The organism is uncultured Winogradskyella sp., assembly GCF_947496485.1.
Lineage (GTDB): Bacteria > Bacteroidota > Bacteroidia > Flavobacteriales > Flavobacteriaceae > Winogradskyella.
Genome location: NZ_CANMCZ010000001.1, coordinates 1,481,267 through 1,506,572 on the forward strand (window position 1 = coordinate 1,481,267; position 25,306 = coordinate 1,506,572).

The window sequence follows — 25,306 nt, forward strand, 5'->3', positions numbered from 1 at the left end:
CGATTTATTTGTTAATGTATACCCAAGAACTACGCATTTTTGTACCGCCTTCATATTCCATGGTGTAGAAATAAGTTCCTACTGGAAGTTCTTCACCATCATTGGTTTGTCCTACCCATTCATTGGTATAATCAGTCTTAGAATACACTAGTGTACCATTTCTATTAAATATCTCTAATTTGGAAACGTCATAACTACTTAGGTCGAAGATATCATTAAAGCCATCTCCATTTGGTGATATACCTTCTGGAATTACACAAGTATCTAATTCACTAACTGTAGCTGAAAGCGTATTATTTACACAACCAGAATCATTGAATATTATCTCAGCTCTATACTCACCTTGGACAAGCACTGAAGATAAAGTTAATCCGTTTCCACCTGAAATAAGTACGTCATCTAAGAACCATCTCACTGTCACTTGATCAGCTGTAAAGTTTGTTGGGATTAGCCCTATTTCTACAGGTACTGTTGCATTAGGACAAACTTCGTAATCGTAAATTGGATCAAAAGTTGCTAATGGAACGATATTTACCTCTAGGTTAAATGATGTTGTGTCGTAACAACTCGTTATAGTGTTTTCTGCCCTTACATAAATCGTCTCACCTGCACTTGAATAAGGACTAGTTAAAGCTCCAATTCCACTATCTGCGTCTTCTTGCGAAGTGTGGTAAGTAATTACTACATCAGCTTCTGTATTTACTTCATCATCAATTGAAGTTAAATCAAAAGCGGTAACACCATCAACATTGCCATCAATATCATCACAAACTATAAAATCAGCTGGTTGATTGATTACAGGTACAGGGTTTACAACAAGTTCTACTTGAGATAACTGGCGGCAACCTAAGAATCCGTTAGTAGCGGCATCAGTATCTTCTACTCTGATAATTAATGTTTCACCAGTAGAGTTGTAAGGTGAAGCCACTGGGTTCATTGCCTGATTTGCATCTGCCATACTAGTGTAATAACTGATTGTAAATCCATCAACTAAACCAAGGGAAGTTGATAAAGCATCTAAATCGAAATCAGCAGTTCCAGGACTAACAGGGCTATCACATGCAGTTATATTTTGCGGGTCAATAGAGCCTGCATCATCATAAAGGTTTACAATTACGATTTGAGAAAAAGCTTCTGAACCACATTGGTTGTCAAATGCTTGAACTTGGTAATTGTCTGATTCAGTTACTACTAGTGTAGAAGATGTTTCATCAGTCATCACAAAACCATTTTTGTACCAAACAAATTCGTCTGCAAATGGTGAGTTGGTTTCAATTGTAACAGTGTCAAAACCACATACATTCGCTTCTACTGGAGTGCCAGGATCAGAATCAGTATCTACAAAAACAACTTCATTACTTACAATTTCAGCAGATATTTCTGCGTCAATAGTACCATTATCTGTTCCTCCTACATTAGTTTGCTCAATAGTTATATCACCAGCACTTCCATTGAAATTAGTTACCAATAACATATATATTTCATCAGCTTGAGCATTATTAATAGTAAGGTTTTCTACTGAAGATGCGGAATAGCTACAATCTACAATATTACCAAACGGATAGAAATTAGGATTTGTGGTGTTATTAGGACATGTAGGACAATCTTCCAAGATAATATCTGTACACGCCTGTTCAACAGAAGCAAAAGGTCCCCAAATTACAAAGTCTACGTCCAATCCATTTCCATTAGCATCTTGTTGATTTATTTCGATTTCAATTGTACCAGGATCACCTATTTGAATAATATTCCAAGTTGGGTTTGGTGCGGTAAATAAACAAGCTACTTGTCCACTACTCGGAATTCCAATAATATTTGGTGTAGTTAGCGCACCACCTACTGAACAGAAATTCTCAGCATTTTCACATATAATGTTGGTTGGTGCAGGTCTTATACAAAGATCGAATGTAGAAGTCTCAGGTTGATTACCACCACTAAATACTCTAATGTAATACGTATTGCCTACTACTAAAGAAGGGGTAACACTAGCATCATCATCAGAGCAATAAAGCTCTGTTAATGTACCACATGAACCTTCATAAACTGCATGGTCAATATTAAATGTTCCACCAACAACATTGAGTATTGATATAATTTGTATTTCATCTAAGGCTTCAAATGTAAACCATACATCGTCATTTGTACTACCTGTACAACTTCCATCAGGAACTCCAGAAGGTGTAGCTGCTAATATTGTTCCAGGTGTTGTTGCGTCACAGGTACTATTTGCATTAACAACTGCAGCAATTGCACCTGCACAGTCGTCATTTGCTGGCGGACATGCTAACACTTCATAGTTTTCACTACTAATAACACAGTTGTTATCTTGTTCATTGGTTACGAATATTTTCACAGTACTACCAAATGGATATGGGCCAGCTTGGTAAACATCCACAGCTGTTGCTTGTAGCGTAGCAGTATCGAAATTATTAGAAATTTGAAGAGATGTCGCATCACCTAAACTAGTTACGTTAACATCTATAAAAAATTGGTCATTTTCACAATCCGCTACAACTGTGTAATCTGCTGCGGGCAAAGTACAGGTTAATTCTTGGATATTTACTGTAAAGTCTAAAGTAACACCCCAAGCTCCATTATAACAAGGATCCGGTGTTGCTTGTCCAAAATCAGCACTGCCAATACGCATTCTATGTTGTCCTAGAGGTGCCGTTGCAGGCATAACAAAAGAGGCATCTAATATATGAGGATTATTACCTCCAGCTGACTCTCCTTGGAATACTATTTCTGAAGCGTCAAAAACTAAGTCGTCATTGAAATCTATCCAAATATTTGTACCATAAGTAAATGTATGGCCGAATTCTATTTCAACAGTTGTATTAATACCTTGAAAAACATTAACGACTGGTGTTGTTTGGTTTTCATAAGTTACATCACCCAAACTTGGAAAGTCCGTTACACCAATAGTAACATTATTTACACCGTCACCATCATTACTACTTGGAATTGATTCACAATAGCCAGTAAAAAACTGAAAAGGACCAGCGAATGAACTCTCATCACCAGGACCACAAATAGCTTGAACATAGAACTCATAACTTGTGTCCGACATTAGACCAGTTAACACAAAAGGATTAGTTGTAACATTAGGTTCAATTGTTCCAGATCCTAATGCGAAACCTGCCTCACCGTATTGTATATTCCATGATGTTGAAGTTCCTGCTTCTGTCCAGCCTACTTCTGTAGATGTTAAGCTTAAATTTGTAGCTGTTAAATCTGTTGGCTCAGCACATGTAGGTATATTTCTAACACGGAAGTTATCTACAAAGACATCATTATCTTCTGGATCATCAACTGTACCTTCAGACCCTAATATTCCAAATTGTACTATTTGTCCACTATATGCTGTTAAATCTACAACAGGATGCTCACCAGCAGGTGAAACGACAGATGTATTATCATAAGTTAATAGCGTAATCCATGTAGCTCCATTATCATTAGTCATTAGTAATTGTACAGTATCATCAGAACCTAGAGTCCCAGCAGTATCATCACTACCGAATTCCATTATTCCAAAATCAAATTCTACCTGAAAAGGACCACCAGTTAAATCAAATAAAGGAGATATAATCCAATCACTTTTACTAGCTAACCAAAGGTTAATTTTATATGCTCCATCATCTGTACCGATATTAAGAAACTCGTCTGCAGTCCATGAACCAGCACCTAAATCACCAGGGCCAGTCATTGCGTCACCACTATCAGCCTCATCCCAACAATCAGGAGGAACTGTACCAGTAACTGTTGTGAAATTTTCTATGTAATCTGGTACAAAAACATCACACAATGTTATGAATGTAAATGGTCCAACCCAATCGCTTAATTCACTTCCGCAATTAGCTTGTACATAATAGTCGTAACTTGTTATTGCAGCTAAGCTAGTTGCTGTGTATGGATTAGAAATATCACTGGCAGTTGGTGTTCCTGATGGTGTTGTTCCAGTGGTTACAATTTCAATATTCCATAAAGACACGGCTCCGTCTTGAGACCAACTAAGTTCAGCCGTATTTGATGTTATCGCATTTGCCGTTAGCAAAGAAGGATTGAAACAACTTGGTGCTTCATCAAAAGTAACATCGTCAATTGCGATGTCATCATAAAAATCACCAGTTTCAGTCTCCGAGAATATAAATCTTACTTGCACATCGCCTGTAATTGTAAGTGTACTTATATCGATAACTTTTAACTCCCAACCTACTGTATTTGTATTGAAAGTACCCATGTTATTCCACGCAGCACCATCCCATACTTCAACATCTAAGTTACTATTGGCGTTACCTTCGTTATCACTTATTTCGTAAAAAGAAAGGGCTGGAGTAGTTAAGCCACTAACATCTACAAGCGGACTAGTTAATGTGCGAGGACCTTCATCACCAGATGAATCAGCCCAAGCGAAATAGTTGTTAGATGCTGTACTGCCAGTTATAGTTCCGTTATCTCCTATATGTTCACCCGCTCCGTCATTATCGAAAAACCAATCTTCTCCACCGCTCATAGACCAACATAATGGAATCGCACCAGCATTTTCAAAGTCTTCTGAGTAAGGAGCTGTAAACGTAACACACTCAGTCGCAAAGATGAAAGGTCCAACCCATAAGCTAAGGTCATTAGTACCACAGTTAGATTGGTAGTACACATAATATGTTGTAGCAGGAGTAAGTCCTGTTAAAGTCGTATTTGGTGAACCAGTTACAGGCACGGCATTTTCTTGCTCTCCATTTCCTGGAGTAAAATCCATACCACTATTGTATTCTATATTCCATGCTGTTTCAGAATCACCTGCTGTCCAATCTAGAGTTGCATCTGTAGCTGTTACTCCTGATGATGTAATGCCAGAAGGCTCAATACATGTAGGAACTTCAAATAGTCTTATTGTAATATTTGACCAATCTGCGTCAGAGCCAGCCCAACTTTGATTAAGAACTAAATCCATAAAACCATCTGTTGCTGGGTCATATAAGTCAGGTAGATTCCCTTCAAAAACAAGTGTAGTATTATTACCATTGGTTTGACCACCTGATGTCGCTGGATCTATAGTAATTGAACCAGCAGTAGTTGTAATGGTAAGGTCTGCCTCACTAGAAAATGGATTTCCTCCTCCAGCTACCCAATCAGCAGTAATAGAAAATGTATCATAAGAACCTGATGAGGATGCTGGTACACCAGCTGTGTTAGCTACATCGTTAAGATTAATAGTAACAGGTGCTCCTGCGGCTACATTGGTAGGACCTACAATCGGAGGGAAATCATATTGTGCGCTAGCTGTAAGGAAAAACCCTAGCATGATTAGAAATAGAGTAATCTTTTTCATTATTAATCGGTTTGTTAAAAATTATTTAATCTCCTTGTAATCATATGATTATAAAGAGGTTTTTTAATGCTCTAAAAAAAATGTGTTGTAATGTGCATTAGTAACGTTGGTTGGTCGTTTTTTTAATGCGAACTCGAATATATAAAAAATGACTATTAACAAGATATTAACAATACTATAATAGATTAACTACCGTATTAATCGACAAAATGGTCTGAGTAGATTTTAAGAAGTTTTCAATTGAATATAAACAGGGAAATGATCACTATATCCTCCTTTATATTTCTTGCCTACATAGGTTCTAAAAGGTTGCCCTTTATACTTGCCATGATATTGGGTTAAAAATTTGGAATTAAAGACGTCTGCACTATGAAAATCTAAGTTAGAATTATTGGTGTCAAGAAAATTAGTAGAAAATAGAATCTGATCAAATAAATTCCATTGAAAATTGTGATTTAAACTCCCTTTATCTCTAGACCAAACCGTTTTAAAAGGGTTGTAAAGATTGCTTTCTTTTTCCATTAATAATATACTGTTACAATTAGGGTTATCGTTGAAATCTCCCATAACTATAATCTTAGCATCTTTCTCTTCAGTGTTTAGTTTATTGATAATGGAGTTAACTACATTAGCCGCTGCCAGCCTTTTGTATTCAGTTTCTTTTACACCCTCGCGTCTAGAAGACCAATGACTAACTATCACATTTATGGTTTCTCCATTTAATTTGCCTTGTACTAAAAGAATATCTCTTGTGTAATCCTGATATCCTAATTCAGTTTGAAGGTAAACCGAGAAGGTTTCAGAATTTTCAACTTTAAATACATCACTTTTGTAGAGAAGAGCAACATCGACACCACGTTCATCAGAAGAATCATAATGCACATAGCTATAGCCTTCATTAATAAGATTTTTGCTTCGAACCAAGTCAGATACAACTTTACTGTTTTCAACTTCAGCTAAGCCAATTAATACAGGTGCTGTCTCTGTGTTTTCTTCTCCAATTTTTGAAATTACAGTTCCTAGTTTCAGTAATTTATTTTGATAACGTTTTGGTGTCCAACGCTTTCTAGAGGTTGGTAAAAAATCATCATCATTAGTAAGAGGGTCATTTTCTATATCAAATAAGTTTTCGATATTATAAAATGCAATCGTAAAGGCATTATAGTCATTATTACTCATGGCAATAAATATATGATTTTAAAACCTTATTCTAAATAATGCATTTGTTTAACTTTGCACTTTAATTACCTTATGATAGAGAAAAAAGATATTGCATTAGAAAAAGTTGTTTTAATTGGTGTGATTACACAAGAACAAGATGAAGAAAAGTCTAAAGAGTATTTAGATGAATTAGAATTCTTGACCTACACAGCAGGTGGCGAAGTTATAAAACGTTACACTCAAAAAATGGCCATGCCTAACCCAAAAACATTTATTGGTACTGGTAAGATGAATGATGTTATGGAGTTTGTAAAAGAAAATGAAGTCGGAACCGTAATTTTTGATGATGAATTATCACCTGCGCAAGAGCGTAACATAAGTAAAATTCTCAATTGCAAAATTCTGGATAGAACAAATCTTATTCTAGATATTTTTGCTCAGCGTGCACAAACAAGTTATGCAAGAACTCAGGTAGAACTTGCACAATGTGAATATTTATTACCTCGATTGAAAGGTATGTGGACACACCTCGAAAGACAAAAAGGTGGTATTGGTATGCGTGGACCAGGTGAAACAGAAATTGAGACTGATAGACGTATTGTACGTGATAAAATTTCATTGCTAAAAGCTAAGATTAAAACCATTGATAAACAAATGGCAGTACAACGCGGTAATCGCGGCAAAATGGTACGCGTAGCGTTAGTAGGTTACACCAATGTTGGTAAATCTACTTTGATGAATGTGATTAGTAAAAGCAAAGTATTTGCTGAAAACAAGCTTTTTGCAACATTAGATACTACTGTGAGAAAAGTGGTAATTGGAAATTTACCATTTTTAGTGAGCGATACTGTTGGGTTTATTAGGAAATTACCAACACAGTTGGTTGAATCTTTTAAAAGCACACTCGATGAGGTTAGAGAAGCTGACTTATTACTTCATGTAGTCGATATATCACATTCTAATTTTGAAGAGCATATTGATTCTGTAAATCAGATTTTAGACGAAATAGATAGCAAGGATAAACCAACCATTATGGTTTTTAATAAGATTGATGCTTATAAAGCAGAACCTTTTGATGAAGATGATTTGGTAGAAGAGCGAACCAAAGCTAACTATACTATTGAAGAATGGGAAAAAACTTGGATGGCAAGAGTAGGAGAAAATGCATTGTTCATTTCAGCATTAAACAAAGAGAACTTAGACGAATTTAGAAAACGTGTTTATAAAGAGGTTAGAGAAATACATGTAACACGTTTTCCATACAATCATTTCTTATATCCAGACGTTGAAGATATAGAATAATTAAGTCTACTTATGGATTCTTACCAATCATGTTTTAAAGTATGGATTAAAAAAGCTTTAAAAAAGAAATGGATAAAATGGCCACTTCTTTTAATAACTACAGTCTTGTTATTTCTTATCGGGCTTTACTTCTGTATATACTTTGGCTTATTTGGAAAATTACCCACGATTGAAGACATAGGTTCTATTAAGCAAGAGGAAGCCACACAAATATTAGATAAGAATGAAAAGTTAATAGGTAAATATTATATCTATGACAGGCAACCTGTAAAGTTTGAAGATTTTCCACAACATCTTATAGACGCATTGGTTGCTACAGAAGATAGTAGATTCTATGAGCATGATGGTATAGATAATATAAGCTTAATCCGCGTTTTTGTAAAAAACTTGATTCTTCAGGATAAAACAGCAGGAGGTGGAAGCACAATTACACTTCAGCTGGCAAAAAATCTTTATGGAAGAAAAGATTATGAGGTATTTAGTATGCTAATCAATAAGTTTAAAGAGTCCATTATTGCTAAGCGAATTGAACAAGTTTATTCAAAAGACGAAATCATAACGCTGTACCTCAATACAGTTCCGTTTTCCGATAATACGTATGGTATTGAAAGTGCTTCCCTTAAATTTTTCAACAAATCAGTAAGAGATATATCAATAAATGAAGCTGCAACTTTGGTTGGTACATTAAAAGCTAATACATACTATAACCCAAGAGTGCATTTAAAGCGAAGTGAGGAACGACGAAATGTAGTATTGCATCAAATGGTTAACTACGATTATATTTCAGAAGACTCTTTGGAATATTACACAAAACAGAAGCTGAAATTAAACTATCATTCTTTCAATCACGATGTCGGTTTAGCTCCTTATTTTAGAGAAGAGGTAAAAAAACAATTGTCAGCATTGCTAGATTCTATAAAATCCCCAGAAGGGGAAACCTATAATCTTTATAAAGATGGTTTGGTAGTGCATACTACTTTAGATTATACCATGCAGCAATTAGCTGAGGAAGCTATGAAAGAGCATCTTACTAGATTGCAGAATGATTTTGAAACGTCTTATGGCAAAGATTCACCTTGGAATAAAAATTCAATGACACTAAAATCGGCCATAAATAATTTACCTGTAGTAAGAAGTTACAAAGAGCAGGGATTAACAGAGAAACAAATACTAGATTCATTACATATAAAGCGTAATGTTGAATTATTTGGTTGGAAAGGCAACACCATCAGAAATGTTTCAGTAATAGATAGTTTAAAACATTATTTAAAATTTCTAAATACAGGTATGTTATCTATAGATCCTTCAACAGGTGCAGTAAGAACCTACATTGGTGGTATAGATTACAGGTTCTTTAAATATGACCATGTTTCTCAAAGTGAGAGACAAGTTGGTTCAACTTTTAAACCCTTTGTATACACAGCAGCTATTGAAGATGGATTAGATCCATGTTCATACTTTTCTATAAACAAAGTAACATACACAAATTATGGAGATTGGACACCAAGTAATTCTGGCAGTAAGGAAGATGACCCATATATTAATTATACTTTAGAAAATGCCCTAAGTAATTCTGTAAATACTATATCTGTAAAAGTTTTAGAAAAAGTCGGTATTCCTAAAGTTTTAGATCAGGTTAAAAAACTAGGCGTTTCTAAGTCTTTACCTAATAAACCCTCAATAGCGTTAGGAGTTTCAGAAATTAATTTAATGGAATTGACAGGCGCATATGCTAGTTATGTTAATAAGAGTAGAGCAGTAAAACCATTTTATATTACTAAGATAGAAGATAAATTCGGAAATGTAATTGCATCATTTGAACCCGAAGTTTCTAAAGAAAAAGCTTATAGTGATTATACAAGACAGATAATGTTAGAGATGATGAAATCTACTGTAAATAAAGGGACAGCATCAAGACTTAGAAATAAATATAGACTAAATAATGCTTTAGCAGGTAAAACAGGGACGACACAAAACAACAAAGATGGGTGGTTTGTGGCACTAACACCAAATTTAGTTACTATCACCTGGGTTGGTAATGATAATCATAGTATTGGTTTTAAATCTACGAACTTAGGTCAAGGTTCTAGTTCGGCTTTACCAATATTTGCTAAGTTTTATCAAAACCTAAATAAAGAAAGTCAATACGATGAAATTACCAGAGCTTCATTTGAAGCTTCTCCAAAAGAAGTTTTAGAAGATTTAGATTGTGAACCGACTAAACGAGACGGGTTTATTAAGCGCCTATTTAAAAAGAAAAGCAAAAAGAAGAAGTTTAATTAGAATAAAAAAAACCTGCCGAGATTTAATTCTCAACAGGCTTTTAAATATTTATAATCTTTTTGCAGGCCTAGAAAGCGTAGCTTAAACCTAAAGTATAATAAGTTTGTATTTTATTGTCAGCATCTGCTAAATTTACACCTTGAAAGTTTGCAGCTTCTTGCTGATTACTTCTTAATGCAAAATCAAAACCAACACCAATCATTTTCCATAGAGTGTAGCTAAATGAGTTTGTCCACGTCCAGTTAGATAAGTCGCTAGATTTGTAACTCTGGAATGTGGAGAAATTAGTTTTAAAATTAACCGCACCAATAGATCTTGTGTAATCTGCTACAATTTTTGCACCAGCTGAAGAATCGAAAGCTGCATCATTGTCAGCAAAAACAAAATTGTAGTTTAAAGGATGAATTACAACAATTAAATTTTCAAGTGGAGTCCAAGTTGCACCAATACCAAAATCTAAAAAACCTGGGTCATTGAAATTATCTAGTAAAGTTGTTCTGTATTCTGCTAAAGCAGAAACAGCCCATTTGTCGCTTAATTTGTAACCGTAAAGTGATGATAAATTAAAGACATCTGTAGTAGGATTGAATTCATCACTATCTGTTGCTATATCTTTATTATCCAATTTTACCCAATTTAAGTTTGCTGTTAGAGAATTTCTCCAGAAATATTTTTCTTCTAGTTTATTGGCAAATGCATTAACTGTAATACCAATGTTTCCAGAAGCGTTATTTGGAGCTCCTTGAGCATACCAATTGTTGAAGTTAGATAAGCTACCACCTATGGTGCCAAAAGCTCCGGTTCTCCAACCCGGTAAAGCATCTATCTGAGCTTGTATAGCATTTGCCTCTCCCTGAAACTTGTCCGCTTCAGCTTGTTTTTCAGCTTTTTGAGCTTCTAATTCTTCTTTAGTTTGAGAAAAACCGAACGTAATCGCAAACATTAAGAATGCCGATAAAAGTAATTTTTTGTTCATAATAAGTTTTAATTTAATAAATAGTAAATTGTTATTAAGTTGCAAATATAAGTGTTTCTTAATTTTAGTGAAAGCCGTTAATGAATGCATTCACTCTTGTTTAGACAAGTAAATAAATTAAAAGTCACATTTTTAATGTACTATCTTCTCTTAAAAAGGGGGACAGAAGAACAAGCTTCACCAAACATAATGGATTTTGCGATAGGTTTTAGTCTTTGAGAGAGTAGAACTAATGAGTTTGCTGGGACTGGTTTATTAGAGCAACCTTTAATGATAACTGGGGAATCTTTATAAATCGCTAAATCTAATTCCGAAATAATTGATGCATAGATAATAGATTCTAATGTTTCTAACGAACCAATAATAGTTAATTTAGAATAGGCTTGAAGCTCTAATGAAATTAACATGTAAGCCCAATCTGGCACAATGGCATCTGTAGAGCAGTGCAATGCAACATAACAATCTTGGTATTGTGACCAATCATGTTCTGTGACAGAAACTCTGAAGTCTTTTTCGCGAAGTACCAAATCTTCAAACAACCAGTCTTTTATATCAAAAAGAACACGCTTACCGCTTGGGTAATAGTCTTCTAAATCAATGACTTTTAGTTTACTATTGGCAACTCTATTGACTATTTCGTTATCCATTTTATTTCAAGGTTTGGAGTGAGTAATGCTAACAGAGTACTAATTTAAAGCATACCTAATTCTAGTTTTGCCTCTTCGCTCATCAAATCTTGAGTCCAAGGTGGATCAAAAGTAATTTCCACTTCAGCATCTTTTACTTCGTTAATAGATTTTACTTTTTCTTCTACCTCTAGTGGCAGCGTTTCTGCCACAGGACAGTTTGGTGTTGTTAATGTCATTAAGATTTTTACGTCATAGTCTTCGTTTACCATAACATCGTAAATTAATCCTAATTCGTAAATATCTACTGGAATTTCAGGGTCAAAAATGGTTTTTAAGACTCTTACTATTTTTTCGCCGAGTACGTTTGTATCTATAGTTGTATCACTCATTTTAATTCAATTGTGTTTGGTATGCAATGGCATACATTTTTATTTGCTTTATCATACTCACTAAGCCATTGGCTCTGGTTGGGGATAAATGTTCTTTTAACCCTATTTTATCAATGAAATCTGTATTAGCTTCTATAATATCTTTTGGGTGCTGATTAGAAAAAGCTCTGATTAATATTGCAATAATACCTTTTGTTATTATCGCATCGCTATCTGCTGTAAAGTTTACTTTATCATCAACCATATCAGCGTGTACCCAAACTTTACTTTGACATCCCTTTATTATGTTATCTTCAGTTTTATATTGTTCTTCAATTAGCGGAAGTGTTTTCCCTAAATCTATCATATATTGATAGCGCTCCTCCCAATCTTCGAACATTGAAAACTCATCAATAATTTCATTTTGAACCTCTTCAATAGTCATAGTCTAATTCTTTTTAGCAAAATTACAAAATAGCTACTGCTTTACTGTATTTTCTTTAATGGATAACACTTTATTAACTAATGCTTTAATTTCTTCTGGTGGATTGCCATGATCAAAAGCAGGAGTGATATGCAAAACATCACCCATTTTTACGGTTAAAGTGGCTTCTGCTGCCGCATCAGTAGTTCTATTATTAGAAGGAGCTTCTAATTCTCTAAAAGTATCTATATCAATGGCCTCAATTAAGTTGTTAATTATAGTCCAATCTTTTTCATTGTTACTGTAATTTTTTACAGATTTTAATCCTCTATCTGTAGAAAATGAAATTGTAGATTCTGAAATATTAATATATTCAAATACACCTCTGGATGAAATTTGATAGATTACACCAATGCCATAATTACCTCTTGCGTCTTTCTTATTTTCAATAGCATTAGCTTTTGTTCCTTTTAGCAATACATTTTTGTTATCTAATAATGATAAAACATCATTTTTTAGAGTGAAATTATTCACTGTATTTAGCACTTCTAAAAATTGATTTTCTATATCGTTTATTTCTGAACAACATAATTTTTTAGATCTAGCGATATCACTAAACTTTAGTTCACCGTTTTCAAAAGAATAAGTACCAAAAAAGTTATTGCAACCAGCAAAACCTGTTATTTTATTGGATTTTTCATCAAATGATAGTTTGAGTTTAGGTGAAACAGCCTTGTTTTCACCAATTTGAGAAATAGTATAATCTCCTGAAAGTGTGATTTGCTCTTTATTCATGTCCACAATATTAGTATTCTCAATAGAATCTTTTGTTGAATTACAAGATTGACTGACTACTATAAGTGTAAATAAGCTAAGTAAGAATTTCATTTTTAAAGTGTTTAAAACTGTAAGTTACACTTTTGATGCCAACGTTTAAGACAGCATCATTATGGCTTTTTTTAGTGAAGCTATAAAAACATCAATTTCTTCCTTTGTATTGTAAAACATAAATGATGCTCTAATGGTACCAGGAATTTTATAAAAATCCATAATTGGTTGTGCACAATGATGTCCTGTACGCACTGCAATACCCATCTTGTCTAAAATTGTTCCGATATCGTATGGGTGAATATTTCCTACATTAAAAGAAATAACTGAGGTTTTTTGTTTTGCTGTGCCATAAATCTTTAGACCTTCTATTTGCAGGAGCTGCTGAGTTGCATAATCTAGAAGTTCATTTTCGTAAGCTGCTATATTATCAAAGCCAATGGTATTCATATAATCTAATGCAGCACCAAAAGCTATACCACCACAAACGTTTGGAGTTCCAGCTTCAAACTTATGTGGTAAATCAGCATAAGTTGTTTTTTCAAAAGACACTTCGGCAATCATTTCACCTCCTCCTTGATATGGTGGTAATTTATTAAGCCATTCCTCTTTTCCGTAAAGCATTCCAACACCTGTTGGACCGCAGATTTTATGAGCAGAACAGACGTAAAAATCAACATCTAAAGCTTGAACATCTGGTTTTATATGCGGACACGATTGTGCTCCATCCACTAACACAGCTGCTCCAATATCATGTGCTTTCTCAATTATGTATTCAATAGGATTTATAGTTCCTAGAGCATTAGAAATATGATTAACAAAAACCAGTTTAGTGTTTTCGTTTAATAATGAATCAAATTTTGAAAGCACCAACTCTCCATTTTGATTCATCGGAATTACTTTTAAAACAGCTCCTGTGCGCTCACATAGCATTTGCCATGGTACAATATTACTATGATGTTCTAGAGCCGAAACTATAATTTCATCTCCTTTTTTAAGTAAAGAAGAGAATCCATTAGCTATAAGATTTATTCCATGTGTTGTGCCAGAAGTATAGATGATTTCATGCGAATGTTTTGCATTAAAATGTTTTTGAATCTTAACACGTGCTTGCTCATAAGCGTCAGTAGCTTCTTGGCTCAAACTATGAACTCCTCTATGAATATTGGCGTTATAGTTGGTGTAATAATCTACAATAACGTCAATGACTTGTTGAGGTGTTTGCGAAGTTGCAGCATTATCGAAATATATGAGGGGTTTTCCGTTTACTTTTCGATTAAGTATTGGGAAGTCTTTTCTTATTTTTTGTACGTCTAACATTAGTTTAATTCCTAATTGCAAAGATACAACGCATTGTTCTTAATGTAAAACTTATAGTCACTCATTCAAATAATTTAATTATACATTTTATGAAGATACATTTAAATAAAATGTATATTTGTGATATGTATAGCAAAGAATTAACAAAAGGAACGTTACAGCCCATCATTTTGTCGCTTATAAATAATAAGGGTAGAATGTATGGTTATGAGATTACACAAGAAGTAAAAAAAATGACTTCAGGAAAAATTGATATTTCAGAAGGCGCATTATATCCCATTTTGCACAAGCTTGAGGCAAAAAAGGTTTTAGAAACTCAAAAGGTTTTTATAGGTAAGCGCGTTAGAAAATATTATAAAGTGACAAAAGAAGGGAAGAAATTGGTTGAGACTGTTACTGAAGAAATCAATGATTTTATTGAAACCTTAAGTTTAATTTTTAATCCTAAACCTATATAATAATGGAATTGTCAGAAAAACATATCGCTTTTATAGAGAATAGCTTATCCTTATATGGTGTTGATAATAAAGATTTAAGAGAGGATTTGGTAGACCATATCTGTACATATATTGAAAGCCAGGATTCTGATGATTTCAATATCTTATATCAACAAGCTTTACATAAATTTGGTGGTTATGCGAGTTTTCAGAATCTACAATTAGAAACTAGTCATCAAAAAATAGCCAAACAAATTATAACTGTTAATAAGTTGAAATTCTCCTTTGGCTTTATAGTTATTGCCTTATTGATTGTTAGTTTAGTTTTTCAAATGATGCAATGGCCTTATGCTAATGCTTGGTTACTTGGTGCGATTTTAATTTCAGTTTTAGTCATTCTGCCAGCCCACTTTTATGCGAACTATAAAAAATCTATTCACAAATATTCTTAAATTATTTATTATGAAGAAATCATTTTACATCCTCGGATTTATTACTTTTTTTATTCTCGGAATAGGTGCTATGTTTGAGTTTCTAACATGGCCATACAGAGGAATAATAGTTTTTATTGGCTTTCTGTTTCTCAATTTCGGATTAATACCAAGCTATTTCTATCAAAAATATAAGCAATGCTAAAAGCAAAAGGTTATTATTCAGTCCTATTATTCTTTTTTGTTTTTAACCTCTATGCTCAAATTGAGCTAGAAGCTAAAATAGATACGCTTTTAAAAACATATAACACAAAAAGCTCTCCTGGTTTAGTAATTAGAGTTATAAAAGATCAGAATATATTATATTCTGAAGGTTTCGGAATTGCTAATTTAGATTATGATGTAAAAAATACCGATTCTACCATTTTTAGTATCGCTTCAATTAGTAAGCAATTTACTGCAGCTGCTGTATGGTCTTTAATTAGAGAATCTAAATTGAGTTTAGAAGATACTATTACATCGTTTTTCCCTGATTTCCCCGACTACGGAAAATCAATAAAAATCAGACACCTTTTAAATCATTCTAGCGGAATTAGAAATTATCATACTACGATGTATTTATCTGGTTTTGATTATGAGAAGGATTATTATGATAATTCTTATGTTCTTGATTTAGCTCAAAGACAAAAAAACCTCAATAACCGTCCTGGCGAAAAAATCATTTATTCTAATACAAATTATAACTTATTGGCCTTAATTGTTGAGCAGATTTCAGGTCAAAATCTAGATGAGTATCTCAAAGCAAAAGTTCTTATTCCGTTGGGTATGGAAGATACATTTGTACGAATTGCTCACGGAAAGCCAATAAAAAATAGAGCTATCGGTTATCAAAAACAAGAAGATGGCTATGTTTTTAGTACATCAAACCAATTAAGTTATGGTGCAGGAAGCATGGGAAGTAATCTTAAAGATATGATGCTTTGGGCGAGAATGCTTAATGAAGAAACACATGAATTTATAGAATTGGCTAAGTTTCTTAAAACAACTGAAGTATTGACTACTGGCGAAAAAGCAAATTATGCTAGAGGTTTAATGGTTGACGATTACAAAGGGTTTGAAACCTTAAGTCATAGTGGTTTTGGTTTTGGAGGACGAACACAGCTTATAACTGTTCCGGAGGAAAATATAGGTGTTATCATTCTAACCAATTTGCAATCTATAAACCCAACTTCTATTTCTTATAAAATTTTAGATGTATTACTTGTTCCCAAGGAAAAAGAGGCTAAAGTTATAGATGCGAAAGTGAGTTTCAAACCTCAAAAATTGAATCAATTTACAGGAGATTATAAAGAAGTTAATAGTGATATGACCATGCAGATTTCTGTAGAAAATGATACACTAAAAGCACTTGGTTCTATGGGAAAGACAAAAATTCCGTTATTACAAAACGGCACTAATGCGTTTGTAAGACACAATGCTCAAAATGTAAAATATAATTTTAATAAAACGTCAGCGTATGATATGATAATTTCATTCGGAGGCACTCCTTTTTACTTTAAACGTGCAAAACTCATAAAGAAAAACCCAAGTAATTTAAAAGATTTTACTGGTGACTATTATTCTGAAGAATTGCAAACAACGTACAATTTTTTTATCGAAAACGACATACTAAAACTGTCTTATGCAAATCATGATAGTATCAGCTTATTCCCTGTGCAATTGAATCAATTCGGAAATGGAGATAGAACGCTATATCATTTCGTTACCTCAGACGATGGTAAAATAAAAGGAATGTTATTGTCTTGCGATGGACAGGCAAGCAATATTGGGTTTGTTAAAGATCAAACCCAATATTAACACCTAATTTCTTAGCAATAATCTTAGTAATTCTGTTTTTAATTTCAGGAATTTTCACGGAATCTAAAACATTATTACTAAAAGCAAACATTAGTAACGCTCTGGCTTCTTTTTCGGGGATTCCTCTAGAACGCAAATAAAACATAGCACTTTCATCTAGCTGACCAATAGTACAACCGTGAGAACATTTTACATCATCTGCAAAAATCTCTAACTGAGGTTTCGTATTGATGCTTGCTTTATCACTAATTAGAATATTGTTATTAGCTTGAAAAGCATTCGTTTTTTGTGCTAATTTTTCAACGACTACTTTTCCGTTAAAAACACCAGTTGAGCTATCATCAAAAATACCTTTGTAATCTTGGTGGCTTTCACAGTTTGGTTCAATATGATGTACTAAAGTGTTATGATCTACATGCTGTTTGTTACCAATAATAGTAATACCTTTCATTGTAGAATCAATACGTTCACCATTTTGGTAAAAGTTGAGGTTGTTTCTAATCAACTTTCCACCAAAAGAAAAGGTATGTACCTTAGCTAAACTTTCTTGTTTTTGATTGACGAATGTATTGTCAATTAAAGACGCATTTTCATTATCATTTTGGATTTTATAAAAGTCTACAATGGCGCGTTTATTTGCGAAAATTTCAGTAACACTATTTGTTAAAACAGGGTTATCTGTTAAACTCTGATGACGCTCAATAATCTGAACATGAGAATTCTCATCAACAACAACCAAGTTACGCGGCTGCAACATTAGCGCCGCTTCATTTCCCGTAGAGAAATGTATAATCTGAATTGGTTTAGCAACCAGCTTATTTTTCGGTATATGTATATAAGCACCTTCTGCAGAAAACGCTGTATTTAGCGAGGATAATCCGTCTTTAGGTGCAATTTTATTGAAATAGTTTTCTATTATCAATCTGTATTTTGGTTTTGAAAGTGCTGCAGACATTAAGCAAACATCGATACCATCGTGAGTAGTTTGCGATAAATGAGAGGAGTACTTACCGTCGATAAAAATGATTTTATAACAATCAATTTCATGGATGAAATATTTCTTCACATCCTTGTATTCTAAGGCATTTTCATGCTTAGGAAACACACTATAATCATGTTTTAAAACTGAGTTTAACGACGTGTATTTCCATGCCTCCTGGCGCTTACTAGGAAAACCTTCAGTTTCAAACGTCTTTATAGCTTCAGTTCGTATGTCATGAACAGGTGAATCTACATCTACTGTATTCTCAAAGGCCATGAACGAGGATACTAACTTTTCTTTTAATTCCATGTGCTTATTAATTAAGCGTTTACTTCTTCTTTAATCCAATCGTAACCTTTAGCTTCTAACTCGTGAGCCAATGCCGCAGTTCCAGATTTTACAATTTTTCCATTATGCAAAACATGTACATAATCTGGTACGATATAATCTAACAAACGTTGGTAGTGTGTAATAACTATAACAGCATTATCTTTAGATTTTAGTTTATTTACACCGTTTGCAACTATTCTAAGTGCATCGATATCTAAACCAGAATCAGTTTCATCAAGGATGGCTAATTTAGGTTCTAACATTGCCATTTGAAAGATTTCGTTACGCTTCTTCTCACCTCCAGAAAAACCTTCATTAAGAGAACGCGATAAAAACTTACGATCAATCTCTAACATTTCAGATTTTTCACGAATCATTTTCAACATGTCTTTAGCTGGCATGTCTTCTAAACCTTTTGCCTTGCGAGTTTCGTTGATAGCTGTTTTCATAAAGTTAGTGACACTAACCCCAGGAATTTCTACAGGATATTGAAAAGACAAAAATACACCTTTGTGAGCGCGTTCTTCTGCAGCTAATTCTTCAATATCTTCACCTTCGAGTAGAATGTTTCCTTCGGTAACTTCATATTCCTCTTTACCGGCAATCACAGACGCTAAAGTACTTTTTCCAGAACCGTTAGGTCCCATAATAGCATGTACTTCACCTGCTTTTACTTCTAGGTCGATGCCCTTTAGAATTCCTTTGTCTTCTACACTTGCGTGTAAGTTATTTATTTTTAACATAGCTTTAATTTCCTAATTTTATAACGTCTTCTTTGTTTGGGTTAGGTGCTTCCACCTTTAAAATTTCTTTTATTTCTAATACCTGTTCCCAGAGGATATCTGGGTTGGTGTTTTCAATTCTTTTAACTCTTACAGTAACAGGAATAGAAGTAAACTCATCAATCTTGAGAGGAGTGACTTTCTCATTTAATAAATGCATATTATCATCTATAACTACTCCGTAAATTTCTGTCTCAGTTTGAAGCACAGCTGCGTTTTGTTTTTTGTCGTAAACGAAATCACCTTTAATCGCAATTAAACCATCATTTTGGTCATAAGATTTGGCGCGATTTTCTTCTAGATTAACTTCAGTTTTTGTTTCGTTTTTACATGCAAACAAAACCAAAGATATAATGAGAATTAGATTGATTTTTTTCATGAGTAACAATTTTTATCCAACTGAACCTTCTAAACTAATTTCTAATAATTTCTGAGCTTCAACGGCAAATTCCATTGGTAATTTATTGAGCACTTCTTTACTAAAACCATTCACAATTAAGGCTATAGCTTTCTCTGTATCAATACCCCTTTGGTTACAGTAGAAAATTTGGTCTTCACCAATTTTACTTGTTGTGGCTTCGTGTTCTATTTGGGCTGATTTATTTTTGGCTTCAATGTATGGAAATGTGTGAGCACCACATTCATTACCCATCAATAAACTATCACACTGAGAAAAATTACGCGCATTGTCAGCACGAGAACTTATCTGTACTAGACCTCTATATGAATTTTGAGATTTACCAGCAGAAATTCCTTTAGAGATAATCGTAGATTTAGTGTTTTTACCAAGATGAATCATTTTGGTACCTGTGTCTGCTTGCTGATAATTATTAGTTACAGCGATAGAATAAAATTCCCCTACAGAATTATCACCTTTTAATATGCAAGAAGGGTATTTCCAAGTGACTGCAGAACCAGTTTCTACCTGAGTCCAAGAGATTTTTGCATTTTTCTCGCAAAGCCCTCTTTTAGTTACAAAATTGTAAACACCACCTTTACCTTCAGCATTTCCTGGAAACCAGTTTTGTACTGTAGAATATTTTATTTCAGCATCGTCTAATGCAATAAGTTCAACTACTGCTGCATGTAATTGATTTTCGTCTCTACTTGGTGCAGTACAGCCTTCTAAATAAGATACATAACTACCCTCATCAGCAATTACTAAAGTTCTTTCAAACTGACCTGTTCCTGCTTGGTTGATTCTAAAATAAGTTGAAAGCTCCATTGGGCAACGCACCCCTTTTGGAATGTAACAGAAAGAACCATCACTAAATACAGCCGAATTTAAAGCAGCATAAAAATTATCTTTTGTTGGTACTACAGTGCCTAAATATTTTTTTACGAGTTCTGGATGCTCTTTTATAGCCTCAGAAATGCTCATAAAAATAATACCTTTTTCGCCTAAAGTCTTTTTGAAGGTCGTAGCAACAGAAACAGAATCAACTACAATATCCATCGCAACGTTGTTCATTTTCTTTTGCTCATCGACAGAAATTCCTAATTTTTTATACATCGCTAATAGATCTGGATCTACATCGTCTAATGTTTTATTAGGATCTACAGCGACTGGCGCAGAGTAATATGCTATAGCTTGAAAATCTGGCTTGGTATAGTTTACATTTGCCCACTCAGGTTCGGTCATTTCTTTCCAAACTTTAAAAGCTTCAAGCCTCCATTCCGTCATCCATTCTGGTTCTTCTTTCTTCTTAGAAATAGCACGAACAATATCTTCGTTTAGACCAACTGGAAATGTTTCAGATTCTATGTCCGTATAAAAACCATATTCGTACTCTTTGGTTTTTAATTCCTCTCTTAAATCGTCTTCAGTATACTTACTCATAAATCTTTTTTAAAGTGAGAATGATTCTCCACAACCGCAAGTGCGGTTAGCATTTGGGTTATTAAATACAAACCCAGTTCCGTTTAATCCACCTGAATATTCTAAAGTAGTTCCAATAAGATAGAGAAAGCTCTTCTTGTCAACTATGATTTTAATACCATTGTCTTCAAAAACTTTGTCTTCTTCTGCGTGCTCATTGTCAAATTTTAAATCATAAGATAGACCAGAGCAACCACCGCTTTTTACACCAACTCTAACATAATCTGTTGTTGGGTTAAAGCCATCGTCAGTCATTAATTCTACGACTTTCTTTTTAGCTGTTTCCGAAACTTTTATCATATTCTTATATAGATTTACTCTAAATAGAGGGCAAAGATACGATATAAGTCTGTTTTAACCATATAACCTAACATTATATTAGGATATGATTTGATAGGATTTATTTATAGCAACTAAAGTTGCCAGAAAGGCTAATTATTAAGATACTTTTGCTTTAGGGAAATGTCGCTTAAGACGATACAGTTCTTGTAATGCGTCTTTAATCTGAGTATTGGAGAAAGTATGAGAATCAAAATTTCCTTTATGATCTGTAATTACGACCATATCACAATGCATGCAAGTTAGTTCTATAGTGTGATCTTTATTGGTTTTTGATCTTGTATAGTTGTGACCAAAAATGGCACATGGCAAAGATTTGTTTGATTTAGGTTTCATTCTCATCAATAAATTAGGGGAAAACAATTTAAATAAAACCAGAGCTAAATTAAGTCTAAACACTTTATTTTTCGATGAAATACCAAAATTAAGTATATTATTCTTACAAAATTAATTATGAAACGAAGGATTATCGATAAATGAAGGGTCGGAAAGTGTTAACAAAAACGCCTTTAAATCTGCCTTATCTTGGTCGGATAATTGAACACCACCTTGGGCAATTTGCTTCATAAGCGGGTCTATGGTCGATGAATTTTGAAGTCCATCACTATAATGATTAATGACTTCTTCTAAAGTGGCGAATCTACCATCATGCATATATGGTGCTGTGTATGCTAAGTTTCGAAGTGATGGGGATTTAAATTTACCATTATCATTAGGATCTCCTGTTACTTCTCCCAAACCTAAATCTGAAAAACTACTATCTAACCCGTTGTTGTGGAAGTCATTATCTGTCCAAAGAGGATTATTAGGGTTACCATGGCAATGAAAACAATCTCCTTTATCTTCTCTTAGAAAAACATCGAGACCATTTAATTCTTGTGCAGTTAAATTGGTTTGTCCCATGGAGTATCTATCGAATTTTGAGTTTGCAGATATTAAAGTACGTTCAAACTGCGCAATAGCTTTGGTGGTTAATTCTTTTGTAATTGTATTAGTGTTAAATGCTAATCTGAATAACTCTGGATATTCAGGATGTTCTTGAAGTCTATCTACAACAGCTTCCCAATTACTATGCAATTCTATAGGGTTTTCGACAGGTTCTTCAGCTTGTCGCTCCAAACTAAGAGCAGTTCCGTCCCAATTAAAACGTTCGTTATAATTCCACGCCAGATTAAATAACGGCATAGAATTACGTGTTCCAAAAATGCCATCTATGCCACTGCTTGTAGGTGTGTTATCTGTAAATGCATTTTGAGGCGAATGACAACTAGCACAAGCCTGAGTTCCGTTGGCTGAAAGAATTCTATCAAAAAATAGTTTTTTACCTAAGGCCACACCTTCAACAGTTTGTGGATTATCGATTGGAATTATTGGAGGAATAATATTATCTGAAAAAATAGAGGGAATATCCAAAGGTTGTACTGTTGGCTCATAGCCAGTGTCTTCACTTGAACAGCTCAAACAAAGCGCGATAAACGCAATAATATATAACCACCTTTTAATCATTTAGTTTTCATATTATTGAATAACCTCACCCAAACTAAAGACATTTTGCCCATTATCATACATCATTATTTGTGCAGTGGAATTAGGCATTAACATTTGGTTAAAATCATTTAAATCCCAAAGAATAGGATTTTTAAACCATTCTGCAATGTTCATTTGTACTTCAATCTCAGTATTACTGGTTATATCAATTACTCCCAAATCTATAGTAAAGAATGTGTCTTGAGGAAATGTTGGATTCATTCCAGGATTATCTACAGCTCTTATGGCATGATAATTAAAACCTTGTTCTTCGGAGTTTGAATTGATGAATTTTCCATCAAATTGCATGTAATGGTAACCACCTCCAAGCATATCAGGCACATTAAAAGATTCAGAGTTTAAATCGAGATAATTTTCGGCATTGTCTTCATTATCTAATCCAAAGGTGAAGGAAACGGTATAACTACCTGTTGGAATTTGAGTTTGTAGTGTAAAACTTAAATTGTTATTGTTAGTTACATCAACTAAATTATAAACATCTAATTCAATAATTTCATTATTACTAGACGTAAACATAATATCCGAAATTACGTAACGCAATCTTTCAATACTTAATAAGTCTCCGTTTGCATTAGTATAAACAATATTATTGAAATTAGCATTAGTGACTAAAGTTCCATCCCAATTATGAGTAAAATTGAAAGTTGTTAAATTCTGTAAACTTAGATTATCATCGAGATCTTCGCTACAGGAAGTAAAACTCAGAAGTACAATTAAAAAAGGGGTCAAAATCTTTTTCATAGTTGTTTTATTTTGTAATTCCTTATTCAATTTTAATAATTAACATATCGGTGAAACCTTTATTTTCTGTTATATCTCCATCACTGCTAGTACTATCACCAACGGCAATAATTGAAGTTGCATTAAGCTCTACAATTCCATATGTAAAATCTATATTGGAGCCACCAACAGTCGTTTCCCATTGTAAAATACCATTTGCATCTATTTTTAATACCCAAGCATCATTCTGTCCTTTATTTTCTGAAACATCACCATCACTACTTCTAGAACTGCCAGCCAATAAAAAACCATCATCTTGAGTTGTAATAATAGAGCGAGCCACATCAAAACTTGAACCGCCAATAGTTTTTTCCCAAATTAAATTACCACTAGGTGAAATTTTAATTAACCATAAATCTGCAGCTCCATTGTTATTAGAAACATTATTATTGTTACTTCTTGTATCACCAGCAATTATATAATTACCATCTCCTGATTTTGCAATAGCTCTGGCTTCATCAATTTGATCTCCTCCAAACGATTTTTCCCAAACTAAATCACCTGTGGCAGAAATTTTAATCACCCAAAAGTCATAAGATCCAATATTGCTAGAAATATCAGTATCTTCACTATCGGAACCTCCTGCAATAATAAAACCGTTATCTTCAGTTTGAATTATACCTTCAGGTGTGTCAGTAAAGTTGCCACCATAGTATCTACTCCACTGTAACTCGCCAGTAGAATCTAACTTTAACGCCCAATAATCTCCTCCTGCATGCAGAATCTCCCAGCTTCGAGAAGAGTTTCCTAAACCACCTGAAGCTGTAACATCTAATATTCCTGAAATTAAATACCCTTGATCATTCGTTTGAATTACCGATATACCAGAATCCGCTCCTTGATACCCAAACGATTTTTGCCAAGATATATTTCCATTGGCATTTAATTTCACCAACCAATAATCTTGTAAACCTGCATTTTCCGTAACATCACCATCATTACTAAAACTAAATCCTAATATGGCAAAACCTCCATCTTGGGTTTGTATAATATTGCTACCTCTTTCATCTGACGAACCTCCATAAGTTTTTTGCCATTGTAGCTCATCTTCAGCATTAAATTTCATTACCCAATAATCAAAGCTTTCATTTTGTTTATCAGTTATATCTCCATCCATGCTTTGAGTAAATCCTAGAATTGCATAACCGCCATCTGAAGTAGCAACAACTGATTGTGCACTATCATTTTTACTTCCTCCATAAGTTTTTACAAAATCTATATTTCCTTCTGGATTTGAGTTGGAATCATCATCATTACTACAACTAAAAAAAAGTAGAAAAAACAAAACAGACACTATATATGGTGGAACCTTGAATAGCAT

At 33.7% G+C, this 25,306-nt stretch carries 22 protein-coding genes; 5 read left to right on the forward strand and 17 right to left on the reverse strand.

Annotated features, from left to right (window positions below; genetic code table 11):
- Positions 1–4: 4 nt before the first annotated feature.
- Together Q0822_RS06335 and Q0822_RS06340 are read right to left on the reverse strand one after the other, a co-directional pair.
- The gene (locus tag Q0822_RS06335) at positions 5–5,329 is read right to left on the reverse strand and encodes a gliding motility-associated C-terminal domain-containing protein (RefSeq protein WP_299121594.1); all 5,325 of its coding nucleotides are present in this window, start codon (positions 5,327–5,329) and stop codon (positions 5–7) included.
- 225 nt (positions 5,330–5,554) lie between these two features.
- Complete coding sequence (locus Q0822_RS06340; RefSeq protein ID WP_299121597.1) at positions 5,555–6,508, reverse strand: endonuclease/exonuclease/phosphatase family protein; 954 nt, start codon at positions 6,506–6,508, stop codon at positions 5,555–5,557.
- Positions 6,509–6,580: 72 nt separating this feature from the next.
- Here Q0822_RS06340 and hflX point away from each other — a divergent pair, with 72 nt between their 5' ends.
- Together hflX and Q0822_RS06350 are read left to right on the forward strand one after the other, a co-directional pair.
- Entirely contained in the window at positions 6,581–7,792 is a 1,212-nt protein-coding gene (hflX, locus tag Q0822_RS06345; protein ID WP_299121600.1) for a GTPase HflX, read from the forward strand.
- A gap of 12 nt (positions 7,793–7,804) precedes the next feature.
- Positions 7,805–10,075: a transglycosylase domain-containing protein gene (locus Q0822_RS06350; protein ID WP_299121603.1), complete on the forward strand. Its 2,271-nt coding sequence runs from the start codon at positions 7,805–7,807 to the stop codon at positions 10,073–10,075.
- Positions 10,076–10,142: 67 nt separating this feature from the next.
- On the opposite strand, the gene Q0822_RS06355 is transcribed toward Q0822_RS06350, so the two are convergent.
- The 6 genes from Q0822_RS06355 to Q0822_RS06380 form a co-directional block, all read right to left on the reverse strand.
- Positions 10,143–11,051, reverse strand: a complete 909-nt coding sequence (locus Q0822_RS06355) for a DUF3078 domain-containing protein (RefSeq protein WP_299121606.1) — start codon at positions 11,049–11,051, stop codon at positions 10,143–10,145.
- 140 nt (positions 11,052–11,191) lie between these two features.
- On the reverse strand, positions 11,192–11,698 hold the full coding sequence (locus Q0822_RS06360) for a DUF2480 family protein (protein WP_299121608.1): 507 nt from the start codon (positions 11,696–11,698) through the stop codon (positions 11,192–11,194).
- 44 nt (positions 11,699–11,742) lie between these two features.
- Complete coding sequence (locus Q0822_RS06365; protein WP_299121610.1) at positions 11,743–12,069, reverse strand: DUF59 domain-containing protein; 327 nt, start codon at positions 12,067–12,069, stop codon at positions 11,743–11,745.
- Position 12,070: 1 nt separating this feature from the next.
- On the reverse strand, positions 12,071–12,493 hold the full coding sequence (locus tag Q0822_RS06370; RefSeq protein WP_299121612.1) for a SufE family protein: 423 nt from the start codon (positions 12,491–12,493) through the stop codon (positions 12,071–12,073).
- Positions 12,494–12,526: 33 nt separating this feature from the next.
- A complete protein-coding gene (locus tag Q0822_RS06375) occupies positions 12,527–13,360 on the reverse strand; it encodes an META domain-containing protein (protein ID WP_299121616.1) in 834 nt (277 codons plus the stop codon).
- 45 nt (positions 13,361–13,405) lie between these two features.
- Positions 13,406–14,620 carry a cysteine desulfurase gene (locus Q0822_RS06380; RefSeq protein ID WP_299121617.1) on the reverse strand — a complete coding sequence of 405 codons (1,215 nt, stop codon included), beginning with the start codon at positions 14,618–14,620 and terminating at the stop codon, positions 13,406–13,408.
- Positions 14,621–14,709: 89 nt separating this feature from the next.
- On the opposite strand from Q0822_RS06380, the gene Q0822_RS06385 reads away from it, so the two are divergent.
- The 3 genes from Q0822_RS06385 (at position 14,710) to Q0822_RS06395 (ending at position 17,345) form a co-directional block, all read left to right on the forward strand.
- Complete coding sequence (locus tag Q0822_RS06385; protein ID WP_299121619.1) at positions 14,710–15,078, forward strand: PadR family transcriptional regulator; 369 nt, start codon at positions 14,710–14,712, stop codon at positions 15,076–15,078.
- A gap of 2 nt (positions 15,079–15,080) precedes the next feature.
- Positions 15,081–15,509: a hypothetical protein gene (locus tag Q0822_RS06390; protein ID WP_299121624.1), complete on the forward strand. Its 429-nt coding sequence runs from the start codon at positions 15,081–15,083 to the stop codon at positions 15,507–15,509.
- A 177-nt stretch (positions 15,510–15,686) separates the two neighbouring features.
- Positions 15,687–17,345 (forward strand): serine hydrolase domain-containing protein, encoded by a 1,659-nt coding sequence (locus Q0822_RS06395; protein ID WP_299121627.1) that lies wholly within the window; start codon positions 15,687–15,689, stop codon positions 17,343–17,345.
- On the opposite strand, the gene sufD is transcribed toward Q0822_RS06395, so the two are convergent.
- From sufD to Q0822_RS06440, 9 genes are all read right to left on the reverse strand, one after another.
- A complete protein-coding gene (sufD, locus tag Q0822_RS06400; RefSeq protein WP_299121631.1) occupies positions 17,323–18,636 on the reverse strand; it encodes a Fe-S cluster assembly protein SufD in 1,314 nt (437 codons plus the stop codon). The two genes, Q0822_RS06395 and sufD, sit on opposite strands and share 23 nt — an antisense overlap.
- An 11-nt stretch (positions 18,637–18,647) precedes the next feature.
- On the reverse strand, positions 18,648–19,400 hold the full coding sequence (gene sufC / locus Q0822_RS06405) for a Fe-S cluster assembly ATPase SufC (RefSeq protein WP_299121634.1): 753 nt from the start codon (positions 19,398–19,400) through the stop codon (positions 18,648–18,650).
- Between the two features lie 4 nt (positions 19,401–19,404).
- Entirely contained in the window at positions 19,405–19,818 is a 414-nt protein-coding gene (locus Q0822_RS06410) for a hypothetical protein (protein ID WP_299121637.1), read from the reverse strand.
- 12 nt (positions 19,819–19,830) lie between these two features.
- Positions 19,831–21,279, reverse strand: coding sequence for a Fe-S cluster assembly protein SufB (gene sufB, locus Q0822_RS06415; RefSeq protein ID WP_299121640.1), 1,449 nt, complete (start codon positions 21,277–21,279; stop codon positions 19,831–19,833).
- A 9-nt stretch (positions 21,280–21,288) separates the two neighbouring features.
- Complete coding sequence (locus Q0822_RS06420; protein WP_299121642.1) at positions 21,289–21,618, reverse strand: iron-sulfur cluster assembly accessory protein; 330 nt, start codon at positions 21,616–21,618, stop codon at positions 21,289–21,291.
- A gap of 138 nt (positions 21,619–21,756) precedes the next feature.
- Entirely contained in the window at positions 21,757–21,993 is a 237-nt protein-coding gene (locus Q0822_RS06425) for a hypothetical protein (RefSeq protein WP_299121645.1), read from the reverse strand.
- Positions 21,994–22,104: 111 nt separating this feature from the next.
- A complete protein-coding gene (locus Q0822_RS06430; RefSeq protein ID WP_366125099.1) occupies positions 22,105–23,118 on the reverse strand; it encodes a cytochrome c peroxidase in 1,014 nt (337 codons plus the stop codon).
- A 57-nt stretch (positions 23,119–23,175) separates the two neighbouring features.
- Positions 23,176–23,946, reverse strand: a complete 771-nt coding sequence (locus Q0822_RS06435; RefSeq protein WP_299121650.1) for an MbnP family protein — start codon at positions 23,944–23,946, stop codon at positions 23,176–23,178.
- A gap of 22 nt (positions 23,947–23,968) precedes the next feature.
- A complete protein-coding gene (locus tag Q0822_RS06440) occupies positions 23,969–25,306 on the reverse strand; it encodes a hypothetical protein (RefSeq protein ID WP_299121653.1) in 1,338 nt (445 codons plus the stop codon).